Here is an 18,113-nt window from a genome sequence, read left to right as displayed (position 1 = left end):
GGGAGGCGTTAACGTGTCAGTCGTAAAAGAAATGCTTGAATTTAACAAACGTTTCGTAGAGGAAAAACAGTACGAGCCGTTCGTATCTGATAAATTTCCGGATAAGAAAATCGTGATTTTGACGTGTATGGATACACGTTTGACGGAACTGTTACCTCAAGCGCTAGGACTTAAGAACGGAGACGCTAAAATCATCAAAAATGCGGGAGCTGTCTTGTCGCATCCATTTGGTTCAGCCATGCGTTCGATTTTAGTCGCGCTTTATGCGCTAGGCGCGGAGGAAGTTGTCGTGGTCGGTCATTACGATTGTGGGATGGCGGCAATCGAGCCGTCTGTTGTGATTGAAGAGATGGAACGACGAGGAATCGATCCTCAGACGTTGAAGACGTTGAAATCGTCAGGGATGGATTTGGAGCAATGGCTACATGGATTTGATTCGGTCGAAGAGAACGTCGTTCATTCAATCAACTTAATCAACAATCATCCATTATTACCACCAGGCACGAATGTCCACGGGTTCGTGATTGACCCGGCGACAGGACGTCTTGACCCAGTAGAGGCATAAGGAAGGAGCGCGTTCAACTCGAACGTGCTCCTTTTTGTATTAGCCGTACGTATTTGTTGGGATGTCTTCGTAGTCATCCTCTTCTTGTTTTTGTTTCGCTTTCTTTTTGTTCTTCTTGAAGTCACGTTCATATTCTTGTTCACTTGGCGTTTTAAAGAAACGCATCCACGTCGCGTTAATTTCAGACCCGATGAGGATGATCATTCCCGTCAATTGTAACCAAAGCAACGTGACGATGATTCCACCAAGCGAGCCATAGGTCGAGTCGTAACTTCCGAAGTTTGAGACGTATAAGCTGAACCCAAAAGATACGAGCTGCCAACCGATGACACCGAAGATGGCTCCTGGTATCGTGCTCTTCCAGAATACGTGTTGCTGCGGTGAGACTTTATAAAAAATCGAAAGCGTCAAAATCAAGACGACTGTCGTCAAGACGTAGCGGAACACATTGATCATCATCTCTTCTGCCCCGGTAATGTTGACGGGTAAATATTCGGTGACGAACGAGATGATTTGCGCCCCAAACACGTTAGAGAGAATGAGAAGCAGCATCCCGATCCCGAGTAGAATCGTCAAACCAAGCGCTAATCCTTTTTTGACAAAGAAATTTCGTTCATTGTCCTCGCCATACGCGTGTAGGGAAGTCGTGATGAGTCGATCGACCCCTTTTGCGGCAGACCAAATGGCTAAAATCGCACCGAGCGATAAGAGACCGCCTCGGGGTTCCCCGATTGCGTCAAAGATACCCGTCAAAAACCCGGAAGCAGCGGAACCCGGCGCCAAATCGTTCAATTGGTTTTGAAACGAATCTTGTGAGATATCAAAAAATGATAAGAGTGCCAAAATGAAGATGATTCCGGGGAAAATCGATAAAAACCAAAAGAATGCGAGCGTGGCCCCGTAATCTTGTACATCATGCTCTTTAAAACGACGGAATAACTCTTTTCCAAACCCGAACCAATTCTTTTTTTCCTTTACTTCTGTCATTGCCATCATGAAACCCTCCTGACTCGGTCATTAAAAAAATGTTTCCCGAATTCGGTCGAGGATACACATGATTAATCCTCAGATAACGTCAAATCGTAAAAACGTGACTCATGCGAGGCGAGTTTTTCAGCGAGCGATGGAGGACGGACCGGAAGATGGGGTAACGCCGATCGCTTGATCCACATCGGGGTGTACGATCCGTTTGTCTGTTCTTCTTGGAATTCTTCACCCGTTCCGGTCCCGAATTCGCCACCCGTCATCTTCGCCCAATAGTAAGGGTTTAACTCGTTGTTAAAGGCAACATAGGCAGCAACCCCTTCTAACTCGACATGAACGCCGAGTTCTTCAAACGCTTCACGAACGGCTGTTTCTTCAGTCGTATGCCCATATTCTACTCCCCCTCCAGGGAATACATAATACAAGACATCTTCTTTTTCGCGGCGAATCAAAGCCACTTCATCTTGATCATTCATGAGAATGATTGCACTTCTTAATTTCGTTCGAACCACTGAGATCGTTCCTTTCATTCCTATAATTTTGCACAAAACGCATCGACGATTCGCCGATGCGTTCAACTCATTTTTGCGTAGGTTGTTCTAATGAATCATACATGTCTTGCGTCAATCCGTTCTCGTGTGACGCGATGACTTTTCCTGCGACACGCATCCCGAGACGAAGCGCATCTTCGATTGGATGCTGTTTCATCAGTTCTGAGATGACAGCGGAGAAGAATGAGTCACCGGCCCCAGTAGAGTCGGCCACTTTTACTTTCGTTGTTGGGACGTGACCTTGTTCATTCGTACGAAGGTCGACATAAACAGCCCCGAGCTCGCTCATCGTAACGATTGTGAGGGGTGCACCTTTCATGGCGAGTACTTCGGCGACGCGTAGTGCGTCATCCACCGTGACGATTGACATATCGGACAAGATTTCCGCTTCTTCGCGGCTACAGATGAATCCAGTGAAGCCTTGAAGTAAATGGCGGTTCCGTTCAATGACAGAAAGGTGGCCACACACACCGTATAGTGGCAAGTCCATCTCACGGCAAAGTTCAATCGTTTCGTTTAAGACGTTAACAGACAAGTCTAAGTCGATTGCGACCGCATCGCTCTCTTTAAAGACTGTGTCGATTCGGCGTAAAATCGCTTCTTCCATCCGTGCTTCGTCGGGTTGTTTCGAAATCGATGTTTGGAGGTCGCCATTGTTATCCATGACGGCGAGCCACATTCCCATTCCGTTATCGTCGAGCATATCGACACCATCGACATTGACCTGTAAACCACGCAACTCCTCGAGGACGCCGACCCCGATTTGGTCGTTCGTGACAGTTGAGACGAAGCGAACGTCGTTACCGAGTACACCTAAGTTTTGAGCAACGTTCCGACCTGTTCCGCCATTAGAGAAAGTGATGTCGCCAACATTTTTCGCATCTTTATGAAGCGGTGCGAAAGATGTTCCTTTAATATCGACAAACACTTTGCCGATGACTGCAATCGTATTCATATCATGTACCACCTTTAGCCAATCTTTCGATCTGTTTCAGTCCATTTAGACACATTGTTTCAATTATAACGAAATCGACATATCGTTTCAATCATCGATTCGATTTTGTCGAATCGGTTATTCCCATGAAGAGGTGAGAAGACGAAGTCCATTCAAGATGACTAGAATGGTAGAACCCTCGTGTCCGACGACCGCAAACGGCATGATGAGCAGTTCGAAAATGTTTGTGGCAATAAGGACGAGAATGACACCGAGCGCAAAGACGACGTTTTGTAGGACGATTCGGTTCAGCTTGCGTGATTGACGAATAGCGTCGCTCAAACGCATGAGGTCGTTTTTCATCAAGACGACGTCGGCTGTTTCAAGAGCGGCATCGGTTCCTTCACCCATCGCGATTCCGACATCAGCGGTCGCGAGGGCAGGTGCGTCATTGATGCCGTCGCCTATCATTCCAATTGAACCGTACTCTTCACGTAACGCTTTGATTTGTGAAACTTTTTCTTCTGGTAAACATTCGGCAATATAACGTGTCAATCCAGCTTCGTTTGCGATGGCACGAGCAGTCGCTTCATTATCTCCCGTAATCATGATTGTCGCGATTCCGAGGTCATTCAGACGCTTGATTGCTACTTTAGCCTCGGCCCGCAACGTGTCTCGGAGAGCATAGGCGCCGATTGTACGAGAATCATCACTAATAAAGACGAGTGTGTGACCGGCTTCTTTCAACCGCTCTACATCTTCTTTGAAGAAGTCACCACTTCGGTCAGCGAACTTCTGTTTACCGACGCGATATGTCGTCCCGTCAATTGTCGCCTCGATTCCGGAACCTGTGATGTCTTTAAAGTGCGTCATCTCTCCGGTATGTTTTCCGGTATAAGAGACAAGGGCCTCGGCGAGCGGATGCATCGAATGTTCTTCAATCAAACTGACGATTCGGTTGACTTCGACTTCCTGTAAATCAGGTGAGATGAGCGCTTCTTGGACGATTGGTTTCCCGATCGTGAGCGTTCCGGTTTTATCAAATGCGATTGCTTTCAACCGTCCCATGTTCTCGATATGAGCACCACCTTTGAACAGGATCCCGTGTTTCGCGGATGAGGCGATGGCTGCTAGGGCAGCAGGCGTGATGGCGGCAACAAGGGCACAAGGAGAAGCGACGACAAGTAAAATCATTCCGCGATAGATGCTCGTTTCGAGAGACCATGACGTGAAGAAGGGACCGAGCAGGATGATGGCTGCGACGGATAGAAGAACAACTTGTACATATCGCCCTTCGTAGCGGTCGATGAACTGCGCAGAAGGTGACTTTTCTTCCTGCGCTTGCTGGACCATTTGAATGATTTTTTGGAACAACGTCTCGGTTGCGAGTTTTGTCACTTCAATCGTCAAGACACCGTTTAAATTGACGCTTGATCCAAACACGTCATCTCCGATTTGTCGGTCAACCGGGACAGACTCTCCTGTAATAGCGGCTTCTTCGACAGATGCGCTTCCTTTCATGATTCGCCCGTCAACAGGGATGCGTTCGCCTGGGCGGACGTAAATCCGATCACCGACTTTCAGGTCGTCAATGTGCACAACTTCAAGTTTGTCAGAATCGGTTAAACGAGTTGCTTGTTCAGGTTGTAATTCCATCAATGATTCGAGTGCGCGCTCATTTTTATTCATCGTATACGTTTCGAGGGCACCCGATAGAGCAAAAATAAAGATTAAAATCGCACCTTCCATCCAATAGCCGATGGATGCGGCACCGATAGCGGCGATAATCATGAGTAGCTCTACGTTCAAAGACTTTGTTTCAATCGTGTCTGTGATTCCTTCTTTCGCTTTTGCGTATCCTCCGATGAAAAAAGCAGATAAGTAAAGCGTGACATGAATCCAAGGTGCTCCTTCTTGTGTTTCGGCGATATAAGCGAGTACAATCAATACACCGCTAATGAGCGCCATGATCAATTCGATATGTTCGTACCAGCTAGCCCGTTTGAATACGTGGCTTTTTTCGTGTGTAACCGATTGGACGTTCATAGAATCCCTTCTTTCTAATTGAGAATAAATCTCGATTAAATGATAATGATTGATGATGATTATCATCTTCAATTGGCTTAATATAAGGTTTTAGTCTTTAATTGACTCAATCCCTTTATTTATAATAATTATTATCTAGGTTCATTCTAACACGCTCATCAGTGACTCACAAATAAAAAGATTAAGGAGTTTTTGTGTCATGCAAAATATATTTCAACGCCCATGGACAGTGGCGTTTTTGGCGATTTTTAATACGTTGTTATGGGGCAGTGCCTTTCCGTTCATCAAACTGAGTTATGAGAAGTTGGATATTCAGTCGAACGAATATGGTCAACAGTTGTTGTTCGCAGGTGAGCGCTTCTTGCTTGCTGGGATCCTTCTACTCATCATCAGTCAGACGGTATTGAAACGTTCGATTCGATTGACGCCTAAGAAGTTTAAAGCGTATGCGCATCTCGGTTCTTTTTTAACGTTCCTTCAATATTTGTTCTTTTATGTCGGACTCTCAATTTCGACTGGCGTTCAAGGGTCAATCATTGCCGGATCGACATCGTTCTTCCAAATGGCGCTTGCACATATCCGCTATGACGATGATAAATTGAATCGTTTGAAAGGACTTGCTTTGACATTTGGCTTTTCTGGAATCGTGATTGCGAACTGGCCGGCAACTGGTACGGAGGTCGGTTTTGGATTGGGTGAGATCTTACTGATTTTAGCGATGGTCTCGGGTGCGTTTGGAAATTTGATTGCGAAGGATTATTCGAAAGAATATGATGTTGCCCCGATGACAGCTTGGGCGATGGTGATCGGTTCGATTGGATTGCTCATTATCGGCTATTTGTTAGACCCAAGTGGGATCTCGATGCCATACACCGGACAGACGATTGCCTTCCTCTTCTATTTAGCAATGTTGTCAGCGATTGGCTTCACACTCTGGAATACGTTGATGAAACATAATCCAGTCAGTCGGATTTCACTCTATATCTTCCTAGTTCCCTTATTTGGTGTCATGTTGTCAGGTATTTTACTTGGGGAGACCATACCGTGGAACGCGATTGTCGGACTCATTTTCGTTATCGTAGGGATTTATTTGTCTACTTATTTTCAAGGGAAGCGCGTGAAAAAACGAAGCGTGAGTCATTGAAAAAAGAGACGGAGTTGACGGAATTAAAATCCCGTGACAAAATAAATTAAAAATTCTGAATTTTAAGCTCGGAAATCGGTCTTCGTTTGTAAAGACTTACGTACGCAATCATTCAAAGGAAGGAGGAAAAACAATGACTAGAAATCGAATCGTCCGTAATATCCTCATCTCGCGTCAACCGAAAGATGAGTACGTCAAGTACGTGATGAAGTGCGTGAGTCAGAGTTTAAAAGAACGTCACGGTCCTGTGGCGACCCGCGCGACGAGACAAGGGGATGACATTCAGACGAGATGGCAGTTCGAAGATCGTGTCGTAGAGGTGACGTTGAAATCGGAAGTCCTCGCCTCGCTGGACACGGAGCCATTCGCACTAGATGAAGTGTTCATCCAGGCGTTGCAGTTAAACGATGAAGAGATGGATCGAGTTGTAGAGTAAAAGAGGCAGATGGTTCATAGGAACCATCTGCCTCTTTATATTATATATTGATCGGTTTTGACTTAGAGGTGAAGAGTCGCAAGGCGAGAATGCCTAAAATCAACGTATACATGAAGAAATAAACCTCTTTCGGAAGCGATAACCAATAGGCGCCAATCATTGGTCCTGAAATCGAGCCGATACTGAATGAGATGCTATACAGCATGTTACCAGTCGGGAGGAGGGAGCGAGGGAGCACCTCTGTCATGTGTGCTAGACCGAGTGAATACGTCGACCCTAACCCTGCGCCGGCAAGAGCGAACAGCACGAGTAGACCGACATAGTGATCGACGACAACATTCGCTAAAGCGAAGACAAGTGTACCGAACGCCAGAACGATTTGTAAAATTCGTTTCTTCCCATACAAGTCAGCGAGTCGACCGAGAGGGAGTTGAACGACGATCGACATGACGATGAACGTCGTAATCAGTGTACTCGTCTCCGCCAGGCTCATCCCGTTACGTGACGTAAAGATTGGGAAGTTGGCATTCAAGCTCGCTTCAAGAAATCCGTATGTAAACGCAGGGAGAAGCGTGTATCCCGCACTGACCAAAATCAACCGAATGCGTCCCTTCGAATCCGTCTTCACTTTCTCGATTTCAGGGAACTCATTCTCGACTTTAAAGACGAGCATCAATGAGGCAAGACAGAAAAAGACGATGATCAAAAACGGTAACCAAAACCATAAATCGACAAGTGGTGCAAGTAAAGGTCCGACGGCGAAACCTAGACTGAACGACATCCCATAATACGCCATCGCGCGACCGAGACTACGCTTATCCGTAGAAGATGTCACCCACACTTGTGAACCGTAGTGGAGGGCAGAGTCACCAAACCCGATAAAGAACCGCATCATCGCCCACACGAGTAAAGACGGCCAGATGGGCAAAGCGAAAGTCGCGAATGCGGTTAACACAATGCCGAGGACGATGGTCGGACGGAACCCGTATTTTCGGACGAAGCGCTCAAGGAGCGGCGCAGAAACGATTACCCCGACATAGAGCATCGTTGCATTCAATCCGTTCACCCAAGCAGGTGCTCCGTCACGTTCAATCAACGTGGACAGGAGGGGAATGAGCGCACCTTGAATCAAGCCGGATATAAAGACAATCAATAGTAAAATCATAAAACGAAAGCGGAGCATGGATTCACCTCATGAAGTCAAAGTAAAAAGCCGAGAAGGTTCTCAGCTTTTCGTGTCGTCAATCGGTTGTGGAGAGTGATTCAAGTGAAGCAATTCATCATCCCAACTGCCTTGACTAAACATTTCATCATGCTCTACTTTGTCTGAAACGAATGCGGCTGTCAATAAGATGCTAAGCACACCACCAAAAATAATAATGGCCATGATTGTAATCATGAATACATAAATCGCTGTCATCTATACACACCTCGATTCAGTTAATATACAGAACATTTCCCGAATCGAAATAATTAAAACGAGGTAGCTTTACGGGATTGGAAATCGACTGTCGGATAATAGGCTTGTTTGACGAGTGCGTTCGGCCCGAGACATTTCACGGCAGGACAGTGACAAGAGAGTGTAGCATTCAATTGACTGTTCGTCCATGTATCGTAAGCTTCCTGGAAAGACGTGTCATATACCGTACCGAGTGTACCGAGCTCATCACCAAAATCGGTCACGATAATCTGACCATCGAAGATATTCGTGTTAAGGCGTGAACGGCCGTCCGGATCGTTTCGGACCGTCACGTTTTTTGTTTCATGAAGTCGTTTCAATAAAGCGCGATCTTCCGGCAAATCAGAACATGCATAGAATGGTAACGTGCCGAACAACATCCAGACGTTCTCGTCTCGGACATCGAGCAAGTCGTGAATTGCTTGTCGCGTATCCGCGAGTGACGCAGATTCGAGTGCGCTAGCGAAATCTGCGGGGTACATTGGGTGCACCTCATGACGTTGGCAACCGAGTGAGACGATTTCTTCATGAATTTCTTTTAAATGCGGAATCGTTCGTTTGTTAATCATTGTTTCTGCTGACACGATGATCCCTTCAGCGGTAAGGGCGCGGGCGTTATCTTTCATCGTTTGGAGCATTTTTAACCGGGCCTCTTCACTCGGTTTCCGGTCCATCATTGCAAATCCACCTTCAAGGAAATCGGCATCGGTGCCCCAGTTATGCGAAATGTGCAAAACGTCCAAGTAAGGGGTAATAAGATGATAGCGAGATAACGGTAACGTCAAGTTCGAGTTGATTTGCGTACGTGCCCCGCGTTCTTTCGCATAACGTAACAGCGGGACGACATAGTTTCGAACCGATTTCATCGATAACATCGGCTCGCCACCTGTGATGGAGAAAGCGCGTAAATGTTCGATTTCATCTAACCGTTGAATCAACAGTTCGAGCGGCACTTCCGGTTCTTCCGTTTGGTCGAGCATATAACCGACCGCACAGTGCTCGCAGCGCATGTTACACAATTTTGTTGTGGTTACTTCGACGTTGGATAAGACGAGTCGACCATGTTCCACTTGGTCGAGATAGGCTTCCCAAGGGTCGAAGGTTGGGGAGATGTTTTGCATGTGGATTCCACCTTTTCATCAAGTTACACGAAATAGTATGCTATAATAGCAACTCTTTGTCACGAACCAAAGGAGCGATTACAAGATGGGTAAATCACGTACAGATACCGCCGGAAAGATGAACGTCCTAAAATCGAGAACGGAATTGCTATGTCTATCGGTCAATACGCTAGATGAGCATACGACACCTGAAGATTTACATCGCCTGTTAGCCGACATTGATTCGTTGCGCGCCAAAGTTGTGCGTTACGCCAAAGACCTAGAACAATCGTCTCGAAAGGATGAATCAGATTGAAATTAATCACAGGAGATTTTAAAGATGTCACAGTCGAACGACTTGGCATTAATGGAGAAGGCATTGCGACAATTAATCGCATGGTTATCTTCATTCCGAACTTATTGCCGGGAGAACGAGCAAAAGTCGAAATCACACGTGTCGAAAAAAACTATGCGGAGGCACGTGTCGTCAAACGCGATAACGACTCAAAAGATCGCGTCAAAGCACCTTGTCCGATTTACGACGAGTGCGGTGGATGTCAAATCCAACATATGAGTTCACGTCTGCAGATGGAGTATAAGGAAGAAATCGTCCGAAACGCTTTCCGTCAAAAGACAAAACTCAACGTGGACAAATCGGATATCCGTCCGACAATCGGCATGGATGATCCATGGTATTACCGCAATAAATCACAGTTCCCGCTCGGTACACGCCGTGGGGAAATCGTGTCCGGTCTTTACAAGCCGAATTCGAACCATCTCGTACCAATCGAGCACTGTATGGTTCAACAACGTGACACGACAAACATCAACAATGCGATTGTCCGTATTTTAAACGAACTCGACATTCCCGTCTACGATGCACGTCGTGACACAGGTTATGCTCGGACGGTCGTCGTTCGCTCAGGTTACAAGACGAATGACGTTCAAGTCGTTTTGGTCGTCGGACATGAAGATGTTCCGGACTTGGATGAATTAAGTGACCGAATCATGGAATTGCCAAACGTCGTCTCATTCCATATCAACATCAACGCGAATCGTTCAGGTGTGATTTTTGGTTATCGGACAGTCCATATCGCAGGACAAGAGAAGATGGATGAACAACTTGATGATGTGCATTATCATCTGTCACCACGTGCATTCTTCCAATTGAACCCGGCGCAAACTGAAAAAATGTATCGCGAAGTCGTTGAAGCGGCAGGACTCACGGGTGAGGAACGTGTCATCGATGCTTATGCAGGTGTCGGTTCAATCGGTCTTTGGTTGGCACCGTATGCGAAAGAAATTCGCGGGATGGAAGTCGTCCCCGAAGCGGTCGAAGATGCGAATGACCATATGCGTGAAAACGGCTATAACCATGTCACGTATGTCGAAGGACGTGCCGAGCACTGGATCCCTCGTTGGGTGAAAGATGGCTGGATTCCAGATGTCGTGGTCGTCGATCCGCCACGAACAGGGATGGATCATCAATTGATCAACTCGATTATTTCATCGAAGACGAAACGAATCGTTTACGTATCATGTAACCCGCAAACGCTCGCGCGAGATGCCGATCAGTTGATGAAAGCGGGATACAAGGTCAATTACGTTCAGCCGTATGATATGTTCCCGCAGACGTCTCACGTTGAATCGGTCGTCGTGTTCGAGAAAAAGAAAAAGAAAAAATATTGACGAGTCGGTAAAAAGACTTGTCACGTAAGCGTTTTCACGTTATAGTTCAGATGTCAGACTTCTTCTCAAATTTAGAAGTGGAGGAACATCCAATGATTTCACAAGAACGCGTACAAGAACTCGTGCATAAAGCCATTGAAGCGCGCAAACGCGCCTATACACCGTATTCAAAATTTAACGTCGGAGCCGTCGTCATCGATGCATCTGGTAAAGAGATTACGGGATGTAACGTAGAGAACGCCTCGTACGGACTTTCGATGTGTGCCGAACGGACAGCCATCTTTAAAGCTGTCTCGGAAGGTAGTGACTCGATTGAGACGGTCGTTGTTGTCGGCGATACAGAAGGTCCGATTTCACCGTGTGGAGCGTGCCGTCAAGTCATCGCCGAATTCGCAGGAGAGGATTTTACCTTAATTCTTGCGAACTTGAACGGTGAAACAAAAGTGATGACAAAAGAAGAAATGTTGCCTTACGGATTTTCACCGAAGGACTTAACGTAACAAGCTGCGGACGATTGTCCGCAGCTTGTTTATTCGTCTTTATATTTCTTTTCACTCGCCGATTCATCTTTGGAGTGACGTTTGTTCTTCTCATCCTTCACCCGTTCATTCAATTCCTCGACGGGAATCGGGTCGACGGTTTGCATGCCGTCCTCGTCAAAAATACTCTCTTTGTCCGTATCGACAGCGTCTGGGTTATCAAACGGACGTTTCGACGTAGGTCGTTTCTTTTCCATCCAATCGCCTCCTTCTCACTACAAATTCCACTCCTTGAAAAGTTGTAAACGTTTTCGGTTTGGGTTTTAAGATGATCAAATGGTGGAATGAAGATTTCATAGTGAAGGAGGGGACAGGATGGATCGTAAAGTATTGATGGGGATTGTACTCGGTGTTGCAGGCGCAGCACTCGTTGCACCGAAAGTGGCGGCATTGCTTTCGCAACGTGAGGAAGAAGATACGTGGCAGAAGATGGACGAGCGGGAGAGCGTCGATGCGGATCAGGATGAAGCGGAGCAAGGTCTCACGCAACTCGATTCGAGTCATCGTGCCGAATGGCAAGCGAACGGATACCCGCAGACACATGCAGAACGAGAGCGACTCGAGCAAGAGTCGGTCGATCAATATAAAGGGAAAGACATTTAAAAGGCAGCCGCGAGGCTGCCTTTTTACATATCGAACGCTTCTTCTGGTAAGAGAGGTAAGCCGACCGTAACCGTCGTCCCTTGCCCAACTTCTGAGCTGAAGTGAAGCGATCCTTCATGTCGTTCGATAATATGTTTCGCGATGGCGAGCCCGAGACCGGTGCCGCCATCTTTTCTTGTCCGTGATTTATTGACGCGATAGAAACGCTCCGTCAATTTATCCAGATCTTCTTTCGGAATGCCTCGACCTTCATCGCGTATTTCTGTGATCGCATAGTTTGTCTCGGCGAATGTCTTCACATAAATCGTTTTGCCCGCCTCGGTGTAGCGGAGTGCATTATCGAGAAGGTTACCGATGACTTGTTCGAGTCGGTCATGATCGCCAAGAATGATCAAGTCGAAGTCTAAATCGGATTCGATTGTCACTCCTTTTGCCCGGGCAATCGGTTCGAGTCGATAAAGGACATCTTCAAGCACTTGCGAATACACGACGGGTTCTTTTGTCATCGGATACGAATCGCGCTCTAGCTGTGCGAGGTCGAGTAAGTCCGTGACGAGACGTTGAAGACGGTTCGTCTCGTTTTCGATGATGTCGTAATATTGCGCCCGTGTTTTTTCATCCAACGTGTCATCTTGAAGCATCTCCGTGTACCCACGAATGTAGGATAGTGGGGTACGGAGTTCGTGACTGACGTTCGCGAGAAACTCTTTTCGCTGTTCTTCGACGAGTCCGAGTGACTCCGCCATCGAGTTGAGGGTATCCGCCAACTCGCCGATCTCATCATCATACACAATCGGGATGCGGTGTGAGAAATCACCTTGCGCATACACTTGTGAGGCGCGTTTCATCTGGATGAGCGGCTGGATGATCGTATCGATAATCTGTTTACCGAAAAGGAGCAAGTTCACGATCATGAGGATGAGTAAGAACGTGATCATGAGCCGAATCGGTTGGAACGGTTCGCTGATTTTACTGAGTTCCATATAGAGGATGAGCGCATTGTCGAGCTCCCCGTCGCGTATGAGCGGGAAGGCGGTCATTAAAATATCGACGTCCTCGGTCGGATGCTTCCGTGTGACAGAAATTGCATATCCACCTTGGAGACGCTCGAGATCTTGTTGTCGTAGGAACGTCTTACCGGAGCCGAGTGTATCTTCTCGAACGGAGGAAAGGAATACTTTCGTTTCGGTCAGTTCGTTCGTATACGTCATACTGTCAGCAAAAGCGTCAGAGAAACCGTCGGCCTTATAGATTGTGACGAGTTTCTCTCCGCGATTGATGAGCAGTTCTTCTTGCGTTTGAATATAGAACTTGTCGTACAGATAAAACGTCATGATGAGAAACACGAACGCTGAGAAGAGGCTGGCTGTCCAGATGGTAATCCAAATCCGCTTCCTGATCGTGTATCGTTTCATCCGTTTGCCTCGAATTTGTAGCCAATCCCCCAAACGGTCTGGATATAACCGCCCGCCTCTCCGAGTTTCAGGCGCAGCGTCTTAATGTGAGTATCGACCGTGCGAAGGTTCCCGTGGTACTCGGTCCCCCAAATTTGATCGAGCAATTGCTCACGAGAGAATACTTTCTCGTCGTTCGTGATGAACAGATAGAGTAAATCAAACTCTTTTCGTGTCAAGTTGACGGTCTTCCCTTTCACACTGACGGCACGTCCTTCGATATCAATCGAGAGGATTCCGACATCAAACGTCGCCTCTTGTTCTTTCGAGAAGCTGTGCGTACGACGGAGCGTCGCTTCGATTCGTGCGAGTAACTCGCGTGGGCTAAACGGTTTCGTGATGTAATCGTCTGCCCCGATTTTCAGGCCGTGAATGCGGTCGAGCTCTTCTGAGCGTGCCGTCAACAAGATGATGGGTACGTTTGAGAACTCACGGATGCGCATGCAGGCCGTCAATCCGTCGAGTTCTGGCATCATCACGTCAAGTAAGACGAGATGGAACGTCTCTTCTTTCAAGCGTTCAATCGCTTCAAGGCCGTTTGAGGCGGTGACCGTCTCATACCCTTCTTTTTCTAAATTTGATACAAGCAAATCGCGCATTTGTTCTTCGTCGTCGGTCACGAGGATACGAAACATTGATTCTGACATATGCCATTCTCCTTTGCAAAACGGTTAACGGGAGTTGTGATAAATCCCTCATACTTCTATCATACCTATCTCTTCGAATTAGAACAGATTTATTCGGCTCCGACAAGTTCCCTCCATCAAATCCACACAAAAACGCCACAAAAAAGCCAATTCTTTGACAGAATTGGCTCATGCTTCGAGTTGTGCCTCGTATGGCACTTCGTATTCCGGGACGTGCAGGGCATGCAAGTACAATTGGAAGCTCGACTTGGATACCTCGTATAAAACATACTCCACGTCACCTTGGTTGATCTCCGCGAGCAGTTCGGAGCGGATCTCGTTCGCGCAAAACGCGTACGGGAGCTTCTCTGCTGCCGCAATCGATCGTTCATTCGATTTACGGATTTTTAAAAATACGCTCTCAATATCAAGCTCGAAGAACAGTTCTGAGAAGAACGCCTCTTTCGCCACTTGATTATAACCTTTGCCGTGATACGGCTTGCCAAGCCACGTGCCGAGGAATCCATAGCCGGATTCGACATCGAACAAGCTGATCGTCCCAATCGGGGTGCCATACTCGTTCGTGATGGTACGTGAGATGATATTTCCTTGCTCTTCTAGCTCGATGATTTGCTTCGTGCTAAATAAAAATTCGTCAAAATGGACCGTCTTTTGACGGACATACGGAAAGACATCTGGGTGTTGCATCAGTTCGAACAACTCCGCGCAGTCGGTGAGCTCACGAAATTTGAGCACCTTTACATTCCTCCTCCTATTTCAGACCGCTGAAGAATAGTCGTAACGAAAGCATACTTCTGGCTTCGCTGTTCGAACCGCCTTGGCTGCTTTATGAAGTTACAAGATAATTTTATATAGTATTTTTAAAAAAGCAAGTAAATTATGCGTAAAAACCCTTATGAAAAATAATGAAAATTATTCGACCTCATGATGGGTTTCAGCACGGTCCGTTTTGTACACGACTTCACCGTTCACAATGGTCATAATCGGCTTCGATAAGTAGTCGAGCGGGAAGTGACTCCAAAGCACCAAATCGGCATCTTTTCCGACTTCGAGAGAGCCGATTCGGTCGGCGACACCTAGTGATTCAGCCGGATTGATGGTGATCCCGCGTAACGCGATGTCGACAGGCAGTCCTTCACGTGCTGCAAGTCCGGCGCACAAGTTCAAATATTGGACCGGCGTGTACGGATGGTCGGTCGTGATGGAGACGATCATGCCGTGCTCATGGAGAATGCGATACGTCTCCCACGTCTTGTTCTGAAGCTCGATTTTAGATTTTCGAGTAAATGTCGGTCCGACGGTGACATGTTTCACACCGAGTTCTTGTAATTTTTCAACGACGAGATGACCTTCTGTACAATGCTCGATGCGATAGTCGAGATCGAACTCTTGGGCAAAACGAACGACAGATAAAATGTCGTCGGCGCGGTGGGCATGCACGCGAATCGGCATCTCTCGGTCGAGGGCAAGTTGAATCATCTGGCTGCCGAACGTTCCGATCGTTTTGGTCGATCCGACGGTACGGAACGCTTCACGAAGCAACCCCATAATCCCCATCCGCGTCAAATCACCGGTTTTCCCCATACTATGAATCCGTTTCGGGTTTTCGCCGAGCGCCATCTTCAATCCGGCATAACGACGGACGATCATGTCGTCAATATAGCGACCGTGTGTTTTGATGACACTGGTTACACCACCGATGACGTTCATACTTCCTGGCATGACCTGAACGGCGGTCACGCCTGCCATCAGCGCTTCTTGAAATCCTTCGTCAAGCGGGTATACCCCGTCGATCGCACGAGCATGAGGCGTCATCGCTTCGACCGTCTCATTGGCGTCGTTTCCGACAGAGCCGGTTCCTTCATCATATAATCCGAGGTGGGTGTGAGCATCGATGAAGCCCGGGAATAAAAAATTTCCTTCGGCTTCAATGACATGCTCCCCGTCAGTCGGTTCAAGTAAATCGGACATTTCGACGATCTTCCCGTCTCGAACACGGAGGTCTCCGTAAAAATGAGGGGCAGTGATTGGGTAGATATGGGCATTTCGGATTAGTAAGTGACTCACAATTCATTCTCCTTAAGCATCTTGTAGTAGTTGTGATAGAGCCGGTTCCAATGTTTCATAGCGGAAGTCGAAACCATGTTGAAGTGCCTTCGTCGGAACGACTTTCGCTCCTTCTAGGACGATGACGCTCTTTTCGCCGAGGGCGAGTTGCATCATTGGAGCAGGTGCCGGAATCCAGTGAGGACGATGCATCACGTTCGCAATCGTTTTCCCGAACTCATTCATCGTCACCGGTGTAGGTGCAGTGCCGTTGACGGGTCCTTCAATGGAATCAGTCTCGATGACGTGCACGAACAAGCGGACGAGGTCGTCTAAATGAATCCAAGGAACCCATTGCTCTCCTGAACCAATTTTACCACCGACCCCGAACTGATAGGGGAGTTTCATTAACGGGAAGGCACCACCATCATTCGATAAGACGACGCCGGTGCGCATCGTCACAAGACGAACGCCTAAATCACGAATGGGTTCTGCTTCCTGTTCCCAGAGGACGCAGACATTCCCGAGGAAATTAGTCCGTGTCGGTAATGGGGTTTCTTCGGAATACGTGATGGAACGATCTTCACCGTATATGCCGATGGCCGAGCCGCTGATGACAACCTGTGGCTTTTGTTTCAACTGTTGAATGATCCGGACGACTTCCTTCGTCCCTTCGATTCGACTTTGAAGGATGGCTTGTTTCTGTTTGTAGGTCCATCGCCCGTCGTTGATTGAGGCGCCGGCCAAATGGATGAACGCATCTGTTCCCTCGAGTTCCTCTTCTGGTTTACTATTCGGTGTCAACCATTCGATAAACGACACACCGCGATGGCGGGGACGTGGATGACGTGTCAACACGACGACTTGATGTCCGGCGTCGGCGAGTGCACGAACGAGTGGTTGACCGATGAGCCCGGTTCCACCGGTGATTGCGATTTTCATGAAATTCCCTCCGATATCATGTGTTGTTTCTAAAATTGGGTATAAGTCAGTATATCCAAATGAATACCCTTTCTTCTAACTTATCAAAAATCCTCTACGTTTCTTGAACGTGATATGTTAGAAACATGGAATGGAGGGGAGTCGTTGTGAAAATTGCAAAGTTCACGACCCAAAAGAAGAACCAAGATCGACTGAACGTCTTCATCGAACGGGAGGGGAAAGAGGAGTTTGCGTTCGCCATCGATGTTGACGTATTCATCAAGTACGGGCTCACAAAAGGGATGGAGCTCGAAGACGATTTTGTGCAAGACGTCCTTGAGGCGGAAGAAGCTCAGAAAGCCTATAAGTTGGCCATCAATTATTTATCGTATCGAATGCGCGCCATTTCAGAGGTAAGGGACTATCTCGTGAAGAAAGAGTTAAGTGAATCTGCTATCAAACATGCCATCACGCGACTAATCGAGCAGCGTTATTTGAATGATGAGGAGTTCGCAAAAGCGTATGTCCAAACGAAATTCAACACGAGTCCAAGTGGGCCGATCAAAATTAAACGTGAGCTCGAACAGCTCCGAATCCCAACGGACGTTGTTGAATCCGTATTAGAATCAATCTCACACGAAGATCTCGTCGAGAAGGCTGGAAAGTTCGTGAAAAGGAAACAACTGGAAACGAATCGTCGTTCTGCCACAGAAGTGCAACAAAGAATTCAACAAACCCTGATGCAAAGGGGGTTTACCTTTGATATTATTTCAGAGGCGATTCATACTTTTTGGGAAGAAGAGGACGAAGATGTCGAGGTTGCGGCATGTCTGAAACAGGCTGAGAAGTTGAGTCGGAAGTTCAGCGGATACGACGCGTTCGAACGCAAACAGCGCATGAAGATGCAGCTTCGGCGCAAAGGATTTCCGTATGATGTGATTGAACGTACGTTAGATCGAATCGCTGAAGAAGAATCGTGATGGGACATCTGTTTA

General features: G+C 47.2%; 21 protein-coding genes. 8 read left to right on the top strand and 13 right to left on the bottom strand.

All coding sequences use genetic code 11. The annotated features are described in order from the left end of the window. Window positions 1-31: 31 nt before the first annotated feature. Window positions 32-565: a beta-class carbonic anhydrase gene (locus KNO86_RS11530; protein ID WP_074033130.1), complete on the top strand. Its 534-nt coding sequence runs from the start codon at window positions 32-34 to the stop codon at window positions 563-565. Window positions 566-604: 39 nt separating this feature from the next. Here KNO86_RS11530 and KNO86_RS11525 read toward each other — a convergent pair whose 3' ends face one another. From KNO86_RS11525 to KNO86_RS11510, 4 genes are all read right to left on the bottom strand, one after another. Further along, a complete protein-coding gene (locus KNO86_RS11525; protein ID WP_214696360.1) occupies window positions 605-1,558 on the bottom strand; it encodes a YihY/virulence factor BrkB family protein in 954 nt (317 codons plus the stop codon). 65 nt (window positions 1,559-1,623) lie between these two features. After that, a complete protein-coding gene (locus KNO86_RS11520; RefSeq protein WP_214696358.1) occupies window positions 1,624-2,061 on the bottom strand; it encodes an NUDIX domain-containing protein in 438 nt (145 codons plus the stop codon). Window positions 2,062-2,128: 67 nt separating this feature from the next. After that, entirely contained in the window at window positions 2,129-3,055 is a 927-nt protein-coding gene (locus tag KNO86_RS11515; RefSeq protein WP_074033083.1) for a carbohydrate kinase family protein, read from the bottom strand. A gap of 117 nt (window positions 3,056-3,172) precedes the next feature. Continuing rightward, a complete protein-coding gene (locus tag KNO86_RS11510; protein WP_214696356.1) occupies window positions 3,173-5,080 on the bottom strand; it encodes a heavy metal translocating P-type ATPase in 1,908 nt (635 codons plus the stop codon). Between the two features lie 199 nt (window positions 5,081-5,279). Here KNO86_RS11510 and KNO86_RS11505 point away from each other — a divergent pair, with 199 nt between their 5' ends. Then, the gene (locus tag KNO86_RS11505; protein ID WP_214696353.1) at window positions 5,280-6,224 is read left to right on the top strand and encodes a DMT family transporter; all 945 of its coding nucleotides are present in this window, start codon (window positions 5,280-5,282) and stop codon (window positions 6,222-6,224) included. Window positions 6,225-6,357: 133 nt separating this feature from the next. Continuing rightward, on the top strand, window positions 6,358-6,660 hold the full coding sequence (locus KNO86_RS11500) for a hypothetical protein (RefSeq protein WP_214696351.1): 303 nt from the start codon (window positions 6,358-6,360) through the stop codon (window positions 6,658-6,660). A gap of 40 nt (window positions 6,661-6,700) precedes the next feature. Here KNO86_RS11500 and KNO86_RS11495 read toward each other — a convergent pair whose 3' ends face one another. Genes KNO86_RS11495 through yfkAB form a run of 3 tightly spaced genes read right to left on the bottom strand, consistent with a single transcriptional unit; the run spans window position 6,701 to window position 9,240 of the window. Beyond that, window positions 6,701-7,843, bottom strand: a complete 1,143-nt coding sequence (locus KNO86_RS11495) for an MFS transporter (protein ID WP_214696349.1) — start codon at window positions 7,841-7,843, stop codon at window positions 6,701-6,703. Between the two features lie 42 nt (window positions 7,844-7,885). After that, window positions 7,886-8,080: a hypothetical protein gene (locus KNO86_RS11490; RefSeq protein ID WP_214696348.1), complete on the bottom strand. Its 195-nt coding sequence runs from the start codon at window positions 8,078-8,080 to the stop codon at window positions 7,886-7,888. Between the two features lie 53 nt (window positions 8,081-8,133). After that, window positions 8,134-9,240 (bottom strand): radical SAM/CxCxxxxC motif protein YfkAB, encoded by a 1,107-nt coding sequence (gene yfkAB / locus KNO86_RS11485; RefSeq protein ID WP_214696346.1) that lies wholly within the window; start codon window positions 9,238-9,240, stop codon window positions 8,134-8,136. A gap of 85 nt (window positions 9,241-9,325) precedes the next feature. Here yfkAB and KNO86_RS11480 point away from each other — a divergent pair, with 85 nt between their 5' ends. The 3 genes from KNO86_RS11480 to KNO86_RS11470 are packed head-to-tail and all read left to right on the top strand — an operon-like array spanning window position 9,326 to window position 11,408. Beyond that, window positions 9,326-9,535, top strand: a complete 210-nt coding sequence (locus KNO86_RS11480; RefSeq protein WP_015880867.1) for a hypothetical protein — start codon at window positions 9,326-9,328, stop codon at window positions 9,533-9,535. Continuing rightward, window positions 9,532-10,908 (top strand): 23S rRNA (uracil(1939)-C(5))-methyltransferase RlmD, encoded by a 1,377-nt coding sequence (rlmD, locus tag KNO86_RS11475; RefSeq protein WP_074033090.1) that lies wholly within the window; start codon window positions 9,532-9,534, stop codon window positions 10,906-10,908. Before KNO86_RS11480 ends, rlmD begins: the two co-directional genes overlap by 4 nt. 50 nt (window positions 10,909-10,958) lie before the next feature. Next, window positions 10,959-11,408, top strand: coding sequence for a cytidine deaminase (locus KNO86_RS11470; RefSeq protein ID WP_214696339.1), 450 nt, complete (start codon window positions 10,959-10,961; stop codon window positions 11,406-11,408). Between the two features lie 29 nt (window positions 11,409-11,437). Here the strand turns inward: KNO86_RS11470 and KNO86_RS11465 are convergent, their stop codons facing one another. Continuing rightward, window positions 11,438-11,644, bottom strand: a complete 207-nt coding sequence (locus tag KNO86_RS11465; RefSeq protein WP_214696337.1) for a hypothetical protein — start codon at window positions 11,642-11,644, stop codon at window positions 11,438-11,440. 118 nt (window positions 11,645-11,762) lie between these two features. Between KNO86_RS11465 and KNO86_RS11460 the strand changes: the two genes are divergently transcribed. After that, window positions 11,763-12,050 carry a hypothetical protein gene (locus KNO86_RS11460; RefSeq protein WP_214696335.1) on the top strand — a complete coding sequence of 96 codons (288 nt, stop codon included), beginning with the start codon at window positions 11,763-11,765 and terminating at the stop codon, window positions 12,048-12,050. A gap of 23 nt (window positions 12,051-12,073) precedes the next feature. On the opposite strand, the gene KNO86_RS11455 is transcribed toward KNO86_RS11460, so the two are convergent. The 5 genes from KNO86_RS11455 to KNO86_RS11435 all read right to left on the bottom strand — a co-directional run bounded on the left by KNO86_RS11455 (window position 12,074) and on the right by KNO86_RS11435 (window position 17,139). Continuing rightward, entirely contained in the window at window positions 12,074-13,465 is a 1,392-nt protein-coding gene (locus KNO86_RS11455) for a sensor histidine kinase (protein ID WP_214696332.1), read from the bottom strand. Next, the gene (locus KNO86_RS11450) at window positions 13,462-14,151 is read right to left on the bottom strand and encodes a response regulator transcription factor (RefSeq protein WP_015880873.1); all 690 of its coding nucleotides are present in this window, start codon (window positions 14,149-14,151) and stop codon (window positions 13,462-13,464) included. Before KNO86_RS11450 ends, KNO86_RS11455 begins: the two co-directional genes overlap by 4 nt. A 168-nt stretch (window positions 14,152-14,319) precedes the next feature. After that, window positions 14,320-14,886, bottom strand: a complete 567-nt coding sequence (locus tag KNO86_RS11445) for a GNAT family N-acetyltransferase (protein WP_015880874.1) — start codon at window positions 14,884-14,886, stop codon at window positions 14,320-14,322. Between the two features lie 177 nt (window positions 14,887-15,063). Next, window positions 15,064-16,218, bottom strand: a complete 1,155-nt coding sequence (locus tag KNO86_RS11440) for an amidohydrolase (protein ID WP_015880875.1) — start codon at window positions 16,216-16,218, stop codon at window positions 15,064-15,066. Between the two features lie 12 nt (window positions 16,219-16,230). Then, window positions 16,231-17,139, bottom strand: a complete 909-nt coding sequence (locus KNO86_RS11435; protein ID WP_214696330.1) for a TIGR01777 family oxidoreductase — start codon at window positions 17,137-17,139, stop codon at window positions 16,231-16,233. Between the two features lie 146 nt (window positions 17,140-17,285). Between KNO86_RS11435 and recX the strand changes: the two genes are divergently transcribed. Next, window positions 17,286-18,098: a recombination regulator RecX gene (gene recX / locus KNO86_RS11430; RefSeq protein WP_214696328.1), complete on the top strand. Its 813-nt coding sequence runs from the start codon at window positions 17,286-17,288 to the stop codon at window positions 18,096-18,098. Window positions 18,099-18,113 lie beyond the last annotated feature (15 nt).

This window comes from Exiguobacterium sp. s160 (assembly GCF_018617575.1).
GTDB classification, from domain to species: Bacteria; Bacillota; Bacilli; order Exiguobacteriales; family Exiguobacteriaceae; genus Exiguobacterium; species Exiguobacterium aestuarii_A.
Note: the sequence above shows the minus strand (reverse complement) of the source record. Positions and strands in the feature narration are given on the sequence as shown.

Bases quoted from the DNA above. Each gene is read 5' to 3' on its own strand.
- KNO86_RS11525 (WP_214696360.1), bottom strand. From the start codon at position 1,558: ATGGCAATGACAGAAGTAAAGGAAAAAAAGAATTGGTTCGGGTTTGGA.
- KNO86_RS11455 (WP_214696332.1), bottom strand. From the start codon at position 13,465: ATGAAACGATACACGATCAGGAAGCGGATTTGGATTACCATCTGGACA.
- KNO86_RS11450 (WP_015880873.1), bottom strand. From the start codon at position 14,151: ATGTCAGAATCAATGTTTCGTATCCTCGTGACCGACGACGAAGAACAA.
- KNO86_RS11465 (WP_214696337.1), bottom strand. From the start codon at position 11,644: ATGGAAAAGAAACGACCTACGTCGAAACGTCCGTTTGATAACCCAGAC.
- KNO86_RS11490 (WP_214696348.1), bottom strand. From the start codon at position 8,080: ATGACAGCGATTTATGTATTCATGATTACAATCATGGCCATTATTATT.
- KNO86_RS11515 (WP_074033083.1), bottom strand. From the start codon at position 3,055: ATGAATACGATTGCAGTCATCGGCAAAGTGTTTGTCGATATTAAAGGA.
- yfkAB (WP_214696346.1), bottom strand. From the start codon at position 9,240: ATGCAAAACATCTCCCCAACCTTCGACCCTTGGGAAGCCTATCTCGAC.
- KNO86_RS11460 (WP_214696335.1), top strand. From the start codon at position 11,763: ATGGATCGTAAAGTATTGATGGGGATTGTACTCGGTGTTGCAGGCGCA.
- KNO86_RS11435 (WP_214696330.1), bottom strand. From the start codon at position 17,139: ATGAAAATCGCAATCACCGGTGGAACCGGGCTCATCGGTCAACCACTC.
- KNO86_RS11500 (WP_214696351.1), top strand. From the start codon at position 6,358: ATGACTAGAAATCGAATCGTCCGTAATATCCTCATCTCGCGTCAACCG.
- KNO86_RS11470 (WP_214696339.1), top strand. From the start codon at position 10,959: ATGTCAGACTTCTTCTCAAATTTAGAAGTGGAGGAACATCCAATGATT.
- KNO86_RS11530 (WP_074033130.1), top strand. From the start codon at position 32: ATGCTTGAATTTAACAAACGTTTCGTAGAGGAAAAACAGTACGAGCCG.
- KNO86_RS11505 (WP_214696353.1), top strand. From the start codon at position 5,280: ATGCAAAATATATTTCAACGCCCATGGACAGTGGCGTTTTTGGCGATT.
- KNO86_RS11495 (WP_214696349.1), bottom strand. From the start codon at position 7,843: ATGCTCCGCTTTCGTTTTATGATTTTACTATTGATTGTCTTTATATCC.
- KNO86_RS11510 (WP_214696356.1), bottom strand. From the start codon at position 5,080: ATGAACGTCCAATCGGTTACACACGAAAAAAGCCACGTATTCAAACGG.
- KNO86_RS11480 (WP_015880867.1), top strand. From the start codon at position 9,326: ATGGGTAAATCACGTACAGATACCGCCGGAAAGATGAACGTCCTAAAA.